Genomic DNA, 15744 nt, shown 5'->3' on the forward strand with positions numbered 1-15744 from the left:
CATTTCAGTAAATTTTAGGATATTAATGATTTTCTCCTTGCAACTGTTCATCTCCTCCTCGCGTTCCAAAAATAAAAAAACACCCAAGCGGAAAAGCTCGCGTGTTCTTGCGTGTTCGCACGATTTTAACGTTTAGCCGCGCACCTGCATTCGATCGTTGGCGTCCAAGCGTTACCTTAAGCATCAGCTCTGGTTAGGCTCTCCCCCGTCACATGGAAGTTCCCGTTTACGGCTGCTTCCTTCCGGACCTGACCGGGTTCACAGGTTTCCATTGCGAAGGACCCGACCGTCAACACTTCCGCATCAAGGTCAGACCTTACACCCCAAGACCTCATGCAGGAATTCAATCCCGCTGTAGCGGATTGCGGGTTACAGGGCACCGCTACCTCCCCATCTAGCGCGGCAGAATTAAGTATAACGAATTGACCGCCAAGAATCAACCAAATGCATCATTTACCTGCCAGTCCCCCATGCCGCTGACGCTGCACATAAATGCTGTTTAGACTTCCATGCCGCCGATGCAGCGCATAAGTGCCGCAGCATGTTAGCATGTTGCCGCACCGTTAGGTCTCCATGCCGCTGCTGCAACACGATCTGCAATTTAAGCAAGAAAAAGCCATCATAAAGGAAGTCATGTAGTTCAACCGGGTGAAAGGGTTGCGGAATTTGTCAAAGCCCTACGTGTATGCGATATCTTGGCATCATTTTTGCCAATCGTTTTTCTGTTGTCCGCAGCAACCGGTCCGTTTCCGCTCTGGTTAATTTTCGTTTCGGCGTAATTTTTACATATACATCCGGTCCGTTTAGATGAAGCGTAGCATAGCGGATGTCGTCATTTTCGGCAAGCGCTTTTCGCATCATAACGGCGTCTTTTGTATACGAATGGTATCCCGGCGACAACGGATGATTCGGATTGGAATTGCTGATGCCCATATACCCGTCGTTGCCATACGACCGCTGGGTCATTTTGGAATCACGCGCTTCTTGGCCGCAAGCTGTAACGAACAGCGACAAAATTAGCGCCACCGGCAATATTGATGAGAATTTGCGCCAATCCATATAAAAGCCCCCTCCGGTTCATGCAAACAGCTTTCAGCTATAGGTTGACCGCAAGGGGGTTTGTTATACGATTTTTTGTTGGAAAGACAATTAAATTCCGTATTTTTTCTTAAATTTATCCACACGCCCGCCGACATCAACAAATTTTTGTTTGCCGGTGAAGAACGGATGGCATACCGAACAAATTTCCACGCGCAGATTTTCTTTGACGGATCCGGTCTCAAACGTATTGCCGCAAGCGCAAGTAACCGTCGTGACAATGTACTTCGGATGAATCGCTTCTTTCATTTCTTTCACCTCTTTTTCGCCCTGGCTCAACATGCGGAACCAGAGAAATTGACACATAACGGGATTATATCATGAGAAAAGTTGGCGCGCAATAGGTCGCGATTATCCAGTTAAAATCTAACTTAGATGGGTACGGATCACTCGCATCAAAATATAACCGAGGGGATGTGTTTATTTTCCTCACCATCGGGGGCAGTCCCAAAGCAATTTGGATTCGCGGCCATTAGCGGCCATTATATGTGATTTTCCACATACATTTTCTTAAAAATCAGGGTTTTATGTCCATATTTGCGATTTTTCACATATATTTATGCGAAATTCGCCAACGACTGTCAAATATATATGTTTTTTCACATATATTTGCGCAAAAACCGCATTCTGAGAAAATTATATGCTATTTTTCATATATATTTTATTAAAAGTCAGAATAAGTCAGACATCACACAGGGCCAGCCGCACCGCAGCTGTTATGCTGCGTGTTTATACAGCCCGGAACAAAACGATACATCAAGCCAATTATAGACTCGTTCCACCGCGCATGCGCGCAAATGAGACAGTTGGGTTAACGATGGTCGTTTCATCGGGTGGCCTCGTGGGGGCGCTTTCCTTTCCGCTGCGGCGTTCGGGGAAACTAACGATCAGGAAACGGAGCTGCGGGACTTGCGCATTGACCCGGAAACGGAACCGCCCGATGAAGGCGTGTTGCCGTTGCTGCCAATCGAAGCCAAAAACTCAACATTCGTCTTCGTTTCGGCAAGGCGTTTCAACATCGCTTCGACAAATTCGGCCGAATCATTCATCGACTTGCGGATCACCCACAATTTTTCCAGTTCCTCCTTGGTCAAAAGCATTTCCTCCCTGCGCGTGCCGGAACGGCGTATGTCGATGGACGGGAAAATTCTTCTCTCCGCCAGTTTGCGGTCCAAATGCAGTTCCATGTTGCCTGTGCCTTTAAACTCCTCGTAAATCACATCATCCATGCGGGAACCGGTATCAATCAAAGCCGTCGCCAAAATCGTCAGACTGCCGCCTTCCTCAACGTTTCTTGCCGCGCCGAAAAATCGCTTGGGACGATGAAACGCGCCCGGATCAATACCGCCGGACAATGTCCGCCCGGAAGGGGGAACAACCAGGTTATACGCGCGCGCCAGACGGGTAATGCTGTCAAGCAAAATGACGACGTCTTTTTTGTGTTCCACTAACCGCTGCGCCCGCTCCATCACCAGTTCCGCAACCTTGATATGATTTTCCGGCAGCTCGTCAAACGTGGAAGCGACCACTTCGCCGCGCACAGACCTTTGCATGTCGGTTACTTCTTCAGGACGTTCGTCGATCAGCAGGACAAACAACTCAATTTCCGGATAGTTGGTGGAAATGCTGTTGGCAATCTCTTTTAAAAGCAGCGTTTTTCCAGCCTTCGGCGGAGCCACGATCAATCCGCGCTGGCCTAAGCCAACCGGGGCAAGCAAATCCATGATTCGGGTTGCCAGATGCGTCGGGGAAGTTTCCAGCGTGATTTTCCGTTGCGGATAAAGTGGGGTTAAAGCCGGGAAGTGCAACCGTTCGGCAGCGACGTTGGGGCTTTCGCCATTTACCGCTTCCACATGGAGCAAGCCGAAATATCGTTCATTTTCTTTGGGCGGGCGGCATTTTCCCGATACCAGGTCGCCTGTGCGCAAATCAAATTTGCGTATTTGTGAAGCGGATATATAAATATCCTCCGCACTGGGCAAATAGTTGATCGGCCGTAAAAACCCGAACCCTTCGGAAAGTATTTCCAGAACACCTTCCATAAACATGAGTCCGCTTTTTTCCGCCTGCGCGCGCAAAATGGCGAAAATCAGCTCTTTCTTTTTCATTTGCCCGTAATAAGCAATTTGATACTGCTTGGCCAATTTATACAATTCGGTCAGTTTCAATTCCTCAAGTTGCGATAAGGCCAAATCCATATCATACATCTCCTACTTTTTTTCATTTATTACATTCAGCATTGCCATAAGTTAAATCTTCTATTCTTTTAAAACTGCGCAACGGATGCGAACGAATGCGGCGATTCGTTCTCCCGCCATACTTCGGCGCCCAATTGGACAAGATTTTCTACCAAATTGTCGTATCCTCTATCGATATATTCCAATCCGGACACTTCCGTGACACCGGAAGCTGCCGTAAGGCCGGCGATTACGAGCGCCGCCCCGGCTCGCAAGTCATGCGCGCGCACTTTCGCCGCCGTCAACTCGGAATATTCAATGACGGCCGAGCGTCCCTCCAATTTGATGCGGGCCCCCATCCGCAAAAGCTCGGGAACATGTTTGAACCGGTTGTTGTAGACATAATCCGTTATGATGCTGACGCCTTTTGCCTGGGTGAGCAAGCTGGTCATAGGAGATTGCAGATCGGTGGCAAAACCGGGGTAGACAAGCGCTTTTACATCGACGCTTTCATAATGCTTCTGTCCAATGACGCGAATGGATTCGTCCATTTCGTAAACATGTACGCCCATTTCCTGAAGCTTTGCCGTGAGTGCTTCCAAATGTTTGGGAATGATGTTGTCAACGGTCACATCTCCCTGTGTCGCCGCTGCAGCGATCATATATGTACCCGCCTGTATGCGGTCGGGTATGATCGAATGCCTGCATCCTCTCAAGCTGTCCGTTCCTTCAATGCGAATTGTTTCCGTACCCGCGCCTTTTATCTTTGCGCCCATTGCGTTCAACAGCGTGGCGACATCGATAATTTCCGGCTCCTTCGCCGCATTTTCGATCACCGTGAGCCCCTCGGCTTTCGCGGCGGCCAGCATAATATTGATCGTCGCGCCGACGCTGGCAACGTCCAGATAAATTTTGGCGCCCGTCAATTTCTTGGCGCTCAGCCGAATGGAACCATGCTCGTTCGTTACGGTTGCTCCCAGCGCTTCAAAACCTTTTATATGCTGATCGATCGGGCGGGGTTCGAAATTGCAGCCTCCCGGCATGCCGATAACCGCCTCGCCGAATTTGCCAAGCATGGCTCCCATCAAATAATAAGAGGCCCGCAGCATTTTCACTTTGCCATTGGGCATCGCCACAGGTTTTATATTTGCCGGATCGATCATCATCGTATCGCCTTTCCAGGCGACATTTGCCCCGATTTCGGTCAGCAATTCGGCGTATGTGGCCACGTCGCGCACGTTGGGCAAATTATCCAGCGTTACGGCAGATTCAGCCAATATAGCAGCAGGTATTAGCGCGATGGCGCTATTTTTCGCTCCGCTAATCTGAATCGTCCCGCGCAGAGGTTTACCGCCTGCTACCATCAATTTCTCCATGTAGGTAAAATCCCCCTCTACGAACTTGGAAGGGAATTATGCCGTATTTGCACAACTCCCTGCAAACATGCATTATCGAGGTTTCCGCATTTTGGCGGTCAAGCCTGATTACTGCTTCCGAACAATCTGATTTTGCCTTGTACAACTTCAATCATTGCTTGTCTTGCCGGACCCAAATACTTGCGCGGGTCGTAAACGTTCGCGTCTTTTCCGAGAACTTCGCGGATTTTTGCCGTACAAGCGACTTGATTTTCCGTATTGACATTGATTTTGCCCGCCCCGGCGGCAATCGCCTTGCGGATATCGTCATCCGGCACGCCGGAGCCGCCATGCAGCACAACAGGTACCGGTATGTGTGCGGCGACTTCCGCAATGATATCAAAATGAATCTTCGGTTCTCCCTTGTACATGCCGTGGGCCGTACCCACCGCAATCGCCAACGCGTCGACGCCGGTTTCTTCCCAAAAACGAATCGCTTCGTCCGGTTTGGCAAGGTTGGCGCTTTCCGCGTCAACGCTTATATCGTCTTCAACGCCGCCGATTGTGCCAAGCTCCCCTTCCACGGAAACGCCCATCGCGTGCGCCGCTTTTACGATCTCTTTCGTTAACCGGATGTTTTCTTCGTATGGGTGATGGGAACCGTCAAACATGACGGAAGAAAACCCGGCGCGGATGCACTTCATTGCCACCGCAAAACTGCTGCCGTGGTCAAGGTGTAGCGCGATCGGCAAGCCGGATTTTTTGGCCGCCGCTTCGGCGATCGCTACCGTGTATTCTATTCCCATATATGTAAGCGCGCCCTCGCTAACCCCGAAAATAATCGGGGACTTCTCCATCATCGCCGCTTCCGTGATCGCTTGCGTAAATTCCAGATTATTAATGTTAAATTGTCCTACGGCAAATTTATTTTTTTTTGCTTTCGGCAAAAACTCATTCATGGAAACAAGTGGCATCTGTCTGCTCCTTCACTTTTTTGGAGGGTTCTTCATATTCTGACCTATTATATCATAGAAAACAGAAAGAAAGCACCTGTTTCGGTGCTTCAACCGTACGGGTCACGAACTGGCTACAAGCTTTGTGGGCGGACCTTGCTTAAGTTCATTATTCACCGCCATCCGCAATTCGTCAATGTCGAACGGTTTGGTGAAGTGCATCAATGCTCCCAAATCACTCGCTTCCTTGATCATATCCAATTCCCCGTACGCCGTCATCATGATCACTTTGATTTCTTTGTTCATCGCCTTCATGTGCTTTAAAATTTCCAGCCCGTCCATGCCAGGAATCTTCATGTCCAACAGCACGATATCGGGAGAGTGTCTGGCGACGATCTCCAGCGCTGTTTTCCCGTTGCCGGCTTGAAATGTTTCGTAGCCTTCGCTTCCGAACACTTCAACAAGCAAAATGCGGATTCCGTTCTGGTCATCGACAATTAATACTTTTTTCTTTTCCACTTGCGCTCCTCCTCAAAATACCAACTGCATGATTTTTCAGACAATTTTTGCGCAATTATAAATGTTCGCCATTATCAATCAATTTCCTGCCGGAAAAGTTGAATTACATAAACATTTTTCCCAGTTAACACCATAATGTTCGATAATTAGCTTTTATTGCTCTTGCAAAAATCTGCTGCCGGCAATTCCCGGGGTTGTCATCTGTACAGGATTCAAAATTTCATCCAATTCTTCTTTCGTCAACAGTCCGCGTTCCAGACAGATCTCTTTTACGGTTTGTCCCGTCTTCATCGCTTCCTTGACGATTTGCGCCGCGACCTCATAGCCGAGATGCGGATTCAGCGCGGTCATCACGCCGAAACTTTCGTTTACATAAGCGCGGCATCTGTCGCGATTTGCCGTCATTCCCTGCAGGGCGTACCGGCAAAAAACATGGACGCCGTTTTTTAAAATTTTCAACGATTGCAGCAAATTAAAGGCAATGACCGGTCCCATCACATTCAATTCAAATTGGCCCGCTTCGCAAGCCAGGCAAATGGTATGATCGTTGCCGATCACCTGAAAAGCAATCTGGTTGACCACTTCCGCCATCACCGGATTTACTTTTCCCGGCATAATGGAAGAGCCCGGCTGCCTGGGAGGCAGTTGCAATTCATTCAGCCCGGCGCGCGGCCCCGAAGCCATCAAACGGATATCGTTCATGATTTTGGACAGGTTGACGGCGCACACTTTCAAATCGGCGGAAAGCTCCGTGTAAGCATCCGTATTTTGGGTCGCATCGACCAGATCATCCGCTCTGCGAACGGCTATCTGTGTTTGCTCCGCCAAATAAGCCGTAACTTTTTCGATATACTCCGGCTTGGCGTTCAGTCCGGTTCCGACAGCCGTTGCGCCCATATTGACGAATAAAATCTTGCCGGCTGCCGCGGACAAGCGGGCGATATCCCGACCGACCACTTTGGCGTATGCGGCGAACTCCTGTCCCATGCGAATCGGTACCGCGTCTTGCAAATGGGTCCGGCCCATTTTCAGGCAATCGTCGAATTGTTCCGCTTTTTCCTGAAATCCTTGCTGAAGCTCGGTCAGCTGCTCAATCAATTGTTCCGCCAATTTATATGCGGCCAATTTTATGGCAGTGGGAATCGTATCGTTCGTCGATTGCGACATATTGACATGGTTGTTGGGACTGCAGTAAAAATAGTTACCTTTCTCCTTGCCCATAATCTCCAACGCGCGATTGGCCAGCACTTCATTCATATTCATGTTGATGGAAGTGCCCGCGCCGCCCTGAATCGAGTCGACGATAAATTGGCCAAAATGCCGCCCGGCAATCACTTCATCCGCCGCTTCGACAATTGCCGCGCCAATGCGCCTGTTTAACATATGCACGTCCATATTCGCCCTCGCCGCCGCTTTTTTAACTTGCGCCAACGCGACGATCAACTCTTCGTGGACGGGTATGCCGGTAATCGGAAAATTTTCCACCGCCCGCAATGTCTGAACGCCATAATAGGCTTCGCGCGGAACTTCTTTTTCGCCCAAAAAGTCGGACTCAATGCGCACGTCCATATCAGGCCGCCTCCCGGGACTTTCCATAAGGAAAGTTTTTTCAATATATAAAATAGCCCTATCGAATCGAAAAATTCAATAGGGCCATTCATTATGGCAATTTTATTGGTTTTGCAACAGCGCCGCTTTGACAAACTCGCGGAAGAGCGGCTGCGGACGATTCGGCCGCGACGTAAATTCGGGATGGAACTGTACGGCCAGAAACCACGGATGTTCTTTCAGCTCGATGATTTCCACCAGCCTTCCGTCCGGCGACGTTCCGGAAATGACCAGGCCTTTGCTTACCAGCAAATCCCTAAATTCGTTGTTGAATTCGTAACGATGCCGATGGCGTTCGTAAATCAATTCGTCCTGATAACATTTCATCGCCAGCGAATCGTTAGCCAGCTTGCATGGATAAAGGCCCAGGCGCATCGTGCCGCCCAAATCCTCGATATCTTTTTGCTCGGGAAGCAGGTCGATAACCGGATACGGCGTTGTCGGCTGGATCTCGGAACTGTTCGCTCCCGCCAGTTTGGCGAGCGAGCGGGCGAATTCCACCACCGCAACTTGCATCCCCAGGCAAATTCCGAAGAAGGGGATGCGCGCTTCTCTTGCGTAGCGGATTGCGGCGACTTTGCCTTCAATGCCGCGGTCGCCAAATCCGCCCGGCACCAGGATGCCTTGCGCGCCTTTCAGCAACTCGGCGACATTGTCGTCGGTAACTTCTTCGGCATTGATCCAACGGATGTTCACTTCCGTATTGCTGTAGATGCCCGCATGCCCCAGCGCTTCCACGATGCTCAAATAGGCGTCGTGCAGCGACACGTATTTGCCGACGATGGCGATTTCCGTTTTGTGCTTCAAGTTTTTGACGCGCTTGACAAGCTGTTCCCATTCTTTCATATCCGGCTGATCGCAGTTCAATTCCAGGTGATTGACGACAATCTCGTCAAGCCCTTGCGCCCGCAACATAAGCGGCACATCGTAGAGCGTGTCCGCATCGCGGCACTCAATGACGGCTTCGGGATCGGTGTCGCAAAACAAAGCGATCTTGCGTTTCATTTCGTCGGACAACGGATGCTCCGTGCGGCAAACGATCACTTGCGGCTGAATGCCGATGGAACGCAGTTCCTTGACGCTGTGCTGGGTAGGCTTCGTCTTCACTTCTCCTGCCGCCTTCAGATAAGGAATCAGGGTGACATGTATGTACATGACGTTTTCCCGACCCATATCGGTTTTCATCTGCCTGATGGCTTCCAAAAACGGCAGGCTTTCAATGTCGCCAACCGTGCCGCCGATTTCGGTAATCACGACATCGGAATGGGTTTCCCTCGCCGCGCGCATAATTCGCTCTTTGATTTCATTCGTAATGTGCGGAATCACTTGCACCGTGCCGCCCAGGTATTCTCCCCGGCGTTCTTTCGTGATGACGGACGAATAAACTTTCCCCGCGGTCACGTTGCTGTTTTTGGATAAATTGATGTCGATAAAACGCTCATAATGCCCCAGGTCAAGATCCGTCTCCGCCCCGTCATCCGTAACAAACACCTCGCCGTGCTGATAAGGACTCATGGTCCCCGGATCGACGTTGATGTAAGGATCAAACTTTTGAATGGTTACTTTCAAGCCCCGATTCTTCAGCAATCTTCCCAATGATGCAGCGGTAATTCCCTTGCCAAGCGAAGAAACTACGCCACCGGTTACAAAAATATATTTGGTCATAATCGAATATGCCCCCTCATTCCAAAAAATATGACAATTCTTCGCTTGCATTTTTCCCGTCCGAACAAAAAAAAAAGAAAAGTGACACCCGTCGCCGGGGCACTTTCAACTGTCCATTCTTTTACAGTACACATGTACAGTACACATAAAAATGTGTAGCCCAAAAAATAGTTTAACCCGCCGCACAATTGATGTCAAGCGGACGAATGGCCTGATATTTTACTTGATATTACTTGTCTTCGTCATAATCTTCATCCGCGTCGGCGGCAAAATCTTCGTCCAAATCGACATCTTCATCATCGTTTACGACGTCTTCGTCTTCGCTGATCTCATCATCCAGACCTTCGTCCAGATCTTCATCCAAATCGCCCAAATCTTCATCGGCGTCTTCATCTTCGTAAATGTCCGCTTCGTCATCTTCGACGATGGAATCAAAATCTTCATCGTCCTGCTCGTATGCTTCCTCTTCTTCGTAAATATCCTCGTCGTCCAAATCATCGTCATCATCGTTGATAATGCGCGGACGAGCCGACCCGCCCATAGCGTCATCGGTCTTGTCGACAGGATACCATCGTTTCAGTCCCCATAAATTTGCTCCGACACAGGCAAAACGGCCGTCAATATTAATCTCGGTGTACAATTGGGCGATTACCCGGTTCACTTCCGAATCGCTGATGCCTTTGATTTTGGCAATTTCCTGCATTAAATCACGATAATACATCGGTGAATTCGCTTGTTTCAAAATCATAAAGGCCAAATCGACCATGGGCATTTCTCTGGCCTGTTCTTCCGAGATCTTTAACGCGTTTTGGCTGCTCATCGGCAGACACATCCTTTCGAACCTGCGATTATCACCATATAGTAAAACCTATTTTATGCAAAATTGCAACACCACCGCCGGAAAATACGGGCACAATCCCCAAGCGCCGTCAATTGTTCAAACATACAATACGACATGTACAGGAAGCTAACGCGACGGCTATCCGTATATCTTGCATGTATGGGGGGAGTTTCGCTTGAATCTCGCCAAACTGCTCCATTTGTTGCAGGATGAAGTGCACCCGGAAAAAGATCCGGCAACAAAAACCATTATCCGCTTCCATAATCCCGATGAATTCGCGGCGTGTTTGCTGCAGCTTCACAAAATAAACGACGAAAACATTTGCAAAGCCGTTAAACCGATCCGCACCATTAAAGCAATGGTATGCCCCTTGCATTCACCCGAGCCGTTTGCGCGTTTTTCCGACCGGTTGTCCGTTGAGCCGGATTACCAAATTCGCCTTCACGCGTTTGGCTTCAATTTTTTGAACCCCTTTTACAATCAGCAACCGCCCAGAAATTTCGAGCCCGAGCAAAAAATCCCCTGGGGAGTAAAGCGCATCAAGGCGCCTCTGGTGTGGAAAAGAAGCAAAGGGAATCGGGTCAAAATCGGGGTTGTCGATACCGGAGTAGACTTCAGGCATCCGGACTTGCGCGCGTGCCTGGCGAGGGGCATCAATTTGTTTAACCAATATACGCTCCCCTATGACGACAACGGGCATGGAACCCATATCGCCGGAACGATCGCCGCCTACAACCCGACAAGCGGCATGACCGGAGTTGCGCCGAAAGCGATCATCTATCCGGTCAAAGCATTCGACCGCAGCGGCAGCGCATTCGTGTCGGACATTATTATGGGCATTGACTGGTGCGTTGCCAACCGCATGGATATCATCAATATGAGTTTCGGCATGAAACCGCGCAGCGAGGCGCTTCTGGAAGCCGTCAAAGCGGCCTATCGCTCCGGCGTCATTATTGTCTCATCGTCCGGCAACGACGGGTTGAAAGGCAGCGTCGATTACCCGGCGCGTTTTCCGCAGACGATTGCCGTGGGCGCAAGCAACAAGCAGAACAAAATCGCTTCTTTTACGAATCGCGGCAAAGAGATTGACGCCTATGCCCCGGGGGCGCAAATTTTCTCAACCTGGACGGCGGGCAAATATAACGAATTAAGCGGCACTTCGATGGCCACGTCGCATGTGACCGGCTTGATCGCCCTGATCCTTGCTTACCGCCCCGGCTTGTCGCTGAAAAAGGTAAAACGGGTTTTAAAGCTGTCGTCTTCTCCCGTTTCGGCATCCAAAAAAAATCCGGGCGTCGGCCTGGTAAACGCGTTTCACGCGCTGGATTTGAGCAGAAAAATAGCCGCCGCCGCAAAAAGCGGCAAGCGGGCAAACCGCCGCTAATCGTTATGCGGCAACGTTAGCGGCGCAATATTCAGAGCGAGATGGAACGCGCCGATATGCTGATCGTTTGCTTGCAGCGCATACGTCCAGGCGAATGTCCCGAACCCGGCAAGCAATTGATTGTCCATCGCCTCCGTGAAGATGTCAAGATAAAGCACCGCCGCGCCGGTCCGCACGGTGCCGCGCGTTTTTTGGCCGGCAATATGCGTAAGATCCGTCTCGATCGCCCCATGCCGCTTGATGCGCAAAACGCCGTCGGGCGATATTTTGATGATGGACGTGACGCGGCCGTTTTGGTTGTCTTCTTCCGTATAATGCAAAAAGAGGCTGCCCGCTTTGCGGTACAGCTCGCCGATTGCCGAAAGCTCCGATCTGTCGCCGTTTGCGACACCGGAAAGGCGAATTTGCACTGTTTCTTTGTCGGGCATCCGCACCTTATTTCACAAATCCCAACAAGATTTCCCGCACCAGTTTGGCCGCGACAATCGGCGTTTGTTCCGTCGGATCGTACACGGGCGACACTTCCACCACATCCGCTCCGACGATGTTTGCCTGCGAGCGCGAAATCAGGTGAATCGCCTGCAAAAGTTCCCGCGACGTGATGCCGCCCGCTTCCGCGGTGCCGGTTCCCGGCGCCGCCGACGGATCCAGCACGTCAATATCGATTGTGACGTAGACCGGCCGGCCCGCCAACTCCGGCAGCGCCTTTTGCAGCGGCTCCGCCACGGTAAACGGGTAAAAGTGCGTGTTTGCCCGGGCGTATGCGAATTCTTCCTTTGTGCCGGAGCGGATGCCGAACTGGTACACGTTATTCCCGCCGATCAGTTCCGCCGCTTTGCGGATCGGGGTGGAGTGGGAAAGCGGCTCGCCCTCATACTGCTCGCGCAGATCGGCATGCGCGTCGATATGGATGAGCGCAAGGTCGGGATATTTGCGGTATACCTCCCGAATGACCGGCCAGGAAACGAGATGTTCTCCCCCCAAACCGAGCGGAAATTTTCCGGCGTCAAGCAGCTTGCGGACGAAATCCCCGATCATATCCAGGCTTCTGCCCGGATTGCCGAACGGAAGCGGCAAATCCCCGGCATCGAAATAGGCCACTTCGCCAAGCTCCTTATCGAGGTACGGGCTGTACTCCTCAAGCCCGATGGAAACTTCGCGAATGCGCGCCGGCCCGAAGCGGGCGCCGGGGCGAAAACTGACCGTATAATCCATCGGCATCCCGTACAGCACAGCTTGCGCTTTGGCAAAATCATTTTTGCTCGCGATAAACACATTGCCGGAATAAGCGTCATCAAATCGCATGGCTGAAAATTCCTTTCCGTCGTTCAAAGTTTTACGCCGAACCGTTATTTCAAAAGATCTTCAACAAACTTCGGCAGCACGAACGCCGCCTTATGCAGCCGCGGGGTATAGTATTTGGTGTCCAGTTCCGGAAGCTTTGTTTCGTCCACCTCAAGCGGGTCGTATTTCTTGCTGCCCATGGTGAACGTCCACAATCCGCTCGGATACGTAGGGATATTGGCTGTGTAAAGCCTTGTAATCGGGAAAATTTCCCGCACGTCCCTGTTCACCTTGCGGATGAGCTCCGCCTTGAACCAGGGGTTATCCGTCTGCGCGACAAAAATGCCGTCTTCCTTCAAAGCCGCAAAAATGGCCGCGTAAAATCCGCGCTCGAACAACTGCACCGCCGGTCCGACCGGTTCTGTTGAGTCGACCATGACGACGTCGTATGTATTTTTCTTCTCATGGATGTGCATATAACCGTCGTTCACGATCACTTCCACGCGGGGTTCATCCAGCCATCCGGCGATCTCCGGCAAAAACCGCTTCGAATATTCGATTACTTTGCCGTCTATTTCGACCAGCACGGCCTTTTTGACGTTCGGATGCTTCAGCACCTCGCGAATGACGCCGCCGTCCCCTCCGCCGACGACCAGGACATGCTCCGGGTCGGGGTGGGTAAACAACGCCGGATGCGCCACCATTTCGTGATACACAAATTCGTCTTTGACTGTCGTCATCACCATGCCGTCCAACACGAGCATTCGGCCAAACTGCAGCGTGTCGATAACGGCGAGGTCCTGGAACGGCGTTTTTTCCGTTACGAGCGATTCCGTAATTTTTGCCGTTATGCCGAACGTTTCCGTTTGTTTCTCCGTAAACCAAAGTTCCATCATGCAAACCTTCTTTCCCGAATGATCTTCGCCAGGGGCCAATCCCCGAAAACGCCGCAAACGCGAATGCCGTCAGGCGTTTTTCATAACAAGAAGTATTATAGAGTATCCCCGTGAAAATGCAATTTTTTTTGCCGCCGCCGGTTGAATAGACCGCTCCATACTTTTCCATACTGGTTGATAGAACGTAACGACTTGAGGCGAATGAAGGGGGGCACGTTCATGAAACATTTTCGCGAACCCGTTTTTGGCGAAAAGGCGCCGAGACCCCGCAAACCGATACTTACCACGCTGCTTTTTATGCTTATGCTTACGGCCGTCAGCCTGACCGGCGGGCTTCTTTATTTGCGCGCGCAGGCGTTGCCCGCCGCGTTTATCCCGCAAACATCCGTCATCTTCGATACCCACGGCGAAATCATCGATACGATGTACAAAGGGCAAAACCGGCATGTCGTGGCGCTGGACGATATTTCTCCCTATCTGGTGAAAGCGACGCTCGCGATTGAGGACCATCGTTTTTTCCAACATGCGGGCATCGATTTCCGCGGTATAGCCCGCGCCGCCATGACCGACCTGAAATCAATGGACAAGGTTGAAGGCGCCAGCACGATCACCCAGCAGCTTGCCCGCAATTTGTATTTGTCGCAGGAGCGCACCTGGACGCGCAAAATCAAGGAAGCGTTGTATTCGCTGCAACTGGAGATGGAATACAGCAAAGAAGAGATCCTGACCAAATATTTGAATCAAATCTACTACGGTCATGCCGCCTACGGCATTGAAGCCGCCGCCAACCTTTATTTCGGCAAGCACGCCAAAGATTTGACGCTGGCGGAAAGCGCGCTCCTGGCAGGGGTGCCGAAAGGACCGAAATATTACTCGCCGTATTTAAACTTGCAAAACGCCAAAGCGCGGCAAAAAACCGTTTTGGCGACGATGGTGCGTTATCATTACATCAGTCAGGAAGACGCGGATAAAGCGTTGGCGGAGGAACTGCGGTTTCAACCGCTCAAGGACGGCCATCCGTCCCGGGCGCCGTATTTTCGCGATTACATAAGGCGCGAAGCGGTGGAACAACTGGGCATTTCCGAGCAAATGTTTGACGAGGGCGGCATCCGCATTTACACCACGCTTGATTTGCGCATGCAGGAAGCCGCCGAAGCGGCCGTCGCCAACCATATCGACAAAACAGGCGACCTCGAGGTTGCTTTAATCGCCATTGATCCGCGCACCGGCGCGATCAAGGCGATGGTCGGAGGCAAAGACTACGAGCAAAATCAGTACAACCGCGTGTTCGCGACAACCCGCCAGCCCGGTTCTTCTTTTAAGGCGATTTTATATTTGGCCGCGCTTGAAGAAGGCGCGATCACTCCCGCAACCATGTTCAAAAGTGAGCCTACCGCGTTTGCCTACGACGACGGGCGAAAAATGTACATGCCCAGCAACTTTGACGACCAGTATCCTTACAAGGACATCGGGCTGCGTGAAGCGATCTCGCACTCGGACAACATTTACGCCGTGCACACGATCATGCAAATCGGGCCGGAACGCGTAATCGACATGGCGCGCAAATTGGGTATCACGAGCCCGCTTAAGCCGCTGCCTTCGCTTGCGTTAGGCGCATTTCCCGTAAGCCCGTTCGAAATGGCTTCCGCATTCGCCGTCATCGCCAATCAGGGGCTCTTTGTCAAGCCGCAAGCGATCCAAAAAATCGTTGACGGCAAAGGGCATGTCCTGTATGAAGCGAAAAAGCGGCAAGAACGGGTTGTGGACGCGGCGCATGCGTATGTTTTGACCAATCTTTTGGAAAGCGTGTTTGCCCCGGGCGGCACCGGCGCGCGCGTTTCGTCCATGCTGAACAGGCCTGTAGCCGGCAAAACGGGCACCACCGATACCGACGCGTGGATGGTCGGATTTACCCCGGAATTGGTTACGGCGGTTTGGGTCGGGCACGATCAGGGGAAAAAAAT

At 51.2% G+C, this 15744-nt stretch carries 14 protein-coding genes and 1 other RNA gene; 2 read left to right on the plus strand and 13 right to left on the minus strand.

Annotation, left to right across the window (positions count from 1 at the left end):
• Positions 1–136: 136 nt before the first annotated feature.
• From ffs to rpoE, 10 genes are all read right to left on the minus strand, one after another.
• An RNA gene (gene ffs / locus VF260_00005) (signal recognition particle sRNA large type) lies at positions 137–403 on the minus strand.
• Between the two features lie 266 nt (positions 404–669).
• The gene (locus tag VF260_00010) at positions 670–1059 is read right to left on the minus strand and encodes a hypothetical protein (GenBank protein ID HEX7055565.1); all 390 of its coding nucleotides are present in this window, start codon (positions 1057–1059) and stop codon (positions 670–672) included.
• Positions 1060–1149: 90 nt separating this feature from the next.
• The gene (gene rpmE, locus VF260_00015) at positions 1150–1347 is read right to left on the minus strand and encodes a 50S ribosomal protein L31 (protein HEX7055566.1); all 198 of its coding nucleotides are present in this window, start codon (positions 1345–1347) and stop codon (positions 1150–1152) included.
• A gap of 638 nt (positions 1348–1985) precedes the next feature.
• Positions 1986–3296, minus strand: a complete 1311-nt coding sequence (rho, locus tag VF260_00020) for a transcription termination factor Rho (protein ID HEX7055567.1) — start codon at positions 3294–3296, stop codon at positions 1986–1988.
• Positions 3297–3364: 68 nt separating this feature from the next.
• Positions 3365–4651, minus strand: a complete 1287-nt coding sequence (locus tag VF260_00025; protein ID HEX7055568.1) for a UDP-N-acetylglucosamine 1-carboxyvinyltransferase — start codon at positions 4649–4651, stop codon at positions 3365–3367.
• Positions 4652–4749: 98 nt separating this feature from the next.
• Complete coding sequence (gene fba / locus VF260_00030; protein ID HEX7055569.1) at positions 4750–5604, minus strand: class II fructose-1,6-bisphosphate aldolase; 855 nt, start codon at positions 5602–5604, stop codon at positions 4750–4752.
• Between the two features lie 102 nt (positions 5605–5706).
• The gene (locus VF260_00035; protein HEX7055570.1) at positions 5707–6102 is read right to left on the minus strand and encodes a response regulator; all 396 of its coding nucleotides are present in this window, start codon (positions 6100–6102) and stop codon (positions 5707–5709) included.
• 153 nt (positions 6103–6255) lie between these two features.
• Positions 6256–7671 (minus strand): aspartate ammonia-lyase, encoded by a 1416-nt coding sequence (gene aspA / locus VF260_00040; GenBank protein ID HEX7055571.1) that lies wholly within the window; start codon positions 7669–7671, stop codon positions 6256–6258.
• A gap of 102 nt (positions 7672–7773) precedes the next feature.
• Positions 7774–9375 (minus strand): CTP synthase, encoded by a 1602-nt coding sequence (locus VF260_00045; GenBank protein HEX7055572.1) that lies wholly within the window; start codon positions 9373–9375, stop codon positions 7774–7776.
• Positions 9376–9604: 229 nt separating this feature from the next.
• Complete coding sequence (rpoE, locus tag VF260_00050) at positions 9605–10195, minus strand: DNA-directed RNA polymerase subunit delta (protein ID HEX7055573.1); 591 nt, start codon at positions 10193–10195, stop codon at positions 9605–9607.
• A gap of 196 nt (positions 10196–10391) precedes the next feature.
• Here rpoE and VF260_00055 point away from each other — a divergent pair, with 196 nt between their 5' ends.
• Positions 10392–11600 (plus strand): S8 family peptidase, encoded by a 1209-nt coding sequence (locus VF260_00055; protein HEX7055574.1) that lies wholly within the window; start codon positions 10392–10394, stop codon positions 11598–11600.
• Here VF260_00055 and VF260_00060 read toward each other — a convergent pair.
• The 3 genes from VF260_00060 to speE are packed head-to-tail and all read right to left on the minus strand — an operon-like array spanning position 11597 to position 13777.
• Entirely contained in the window at positions 11597–12028 is a 432-nt protein-coding gene (locus tag VF260_00060) for a DUF1934 domain-containing protein (GenBank protein HEX7055575.1), read from the minus strand. The two genes, VF260_00055 and VF260_00060, sit on opposite strands and share 4 nt — an antisense overlap.
• A 7-nt stretch (positions 12029–12035) precedes the next feature.
• Positions 12036–12905 (minus strand): agmatinase, encoded by an 870-nt coding sequence (speB, locus tag VF260_00065; GenBank protein ID HEX7055576.1) that lies wholly within the window; start codon positions 12903–12905, stop codon positions 12036–12038.
• A 44-nt stretch (positions 12906–12949) separates the two neighbouring features.
• Positions 12950–13777 carry a polyamine aminopropyltransferase gene (speE, locus tag VF260_00070; GenBank protein ID HEX7055577.1) on the minus strand — a complete coding sequence of 276 codons (828 nt, stop codon included), beginning with the start codon at positions 13775–13777 and terminating at the stop codon, positions 12950–12952.
• Positions 13778–13999: 222 nt separating this feature from the next.
• Between speE and VF260_00075 the strand changes: the two genes are divergently transcribed.
• A partial coding sequence (locus VF260_00075) for a PBP1A family penicillin-binding protein (GenBank protein ID HEX7055578.1) occupies positions 14000–15744 on the plus strand: 1745 nt, incomplete at its 3' end.

It is taken from the genome of Bacilli bacterium (genome assembly GCA_036381315.1).
GTDB lineage: Bacteria > Bacillota > Bacilli > Paenibacillales > KCTC-25726 > DASVDB01.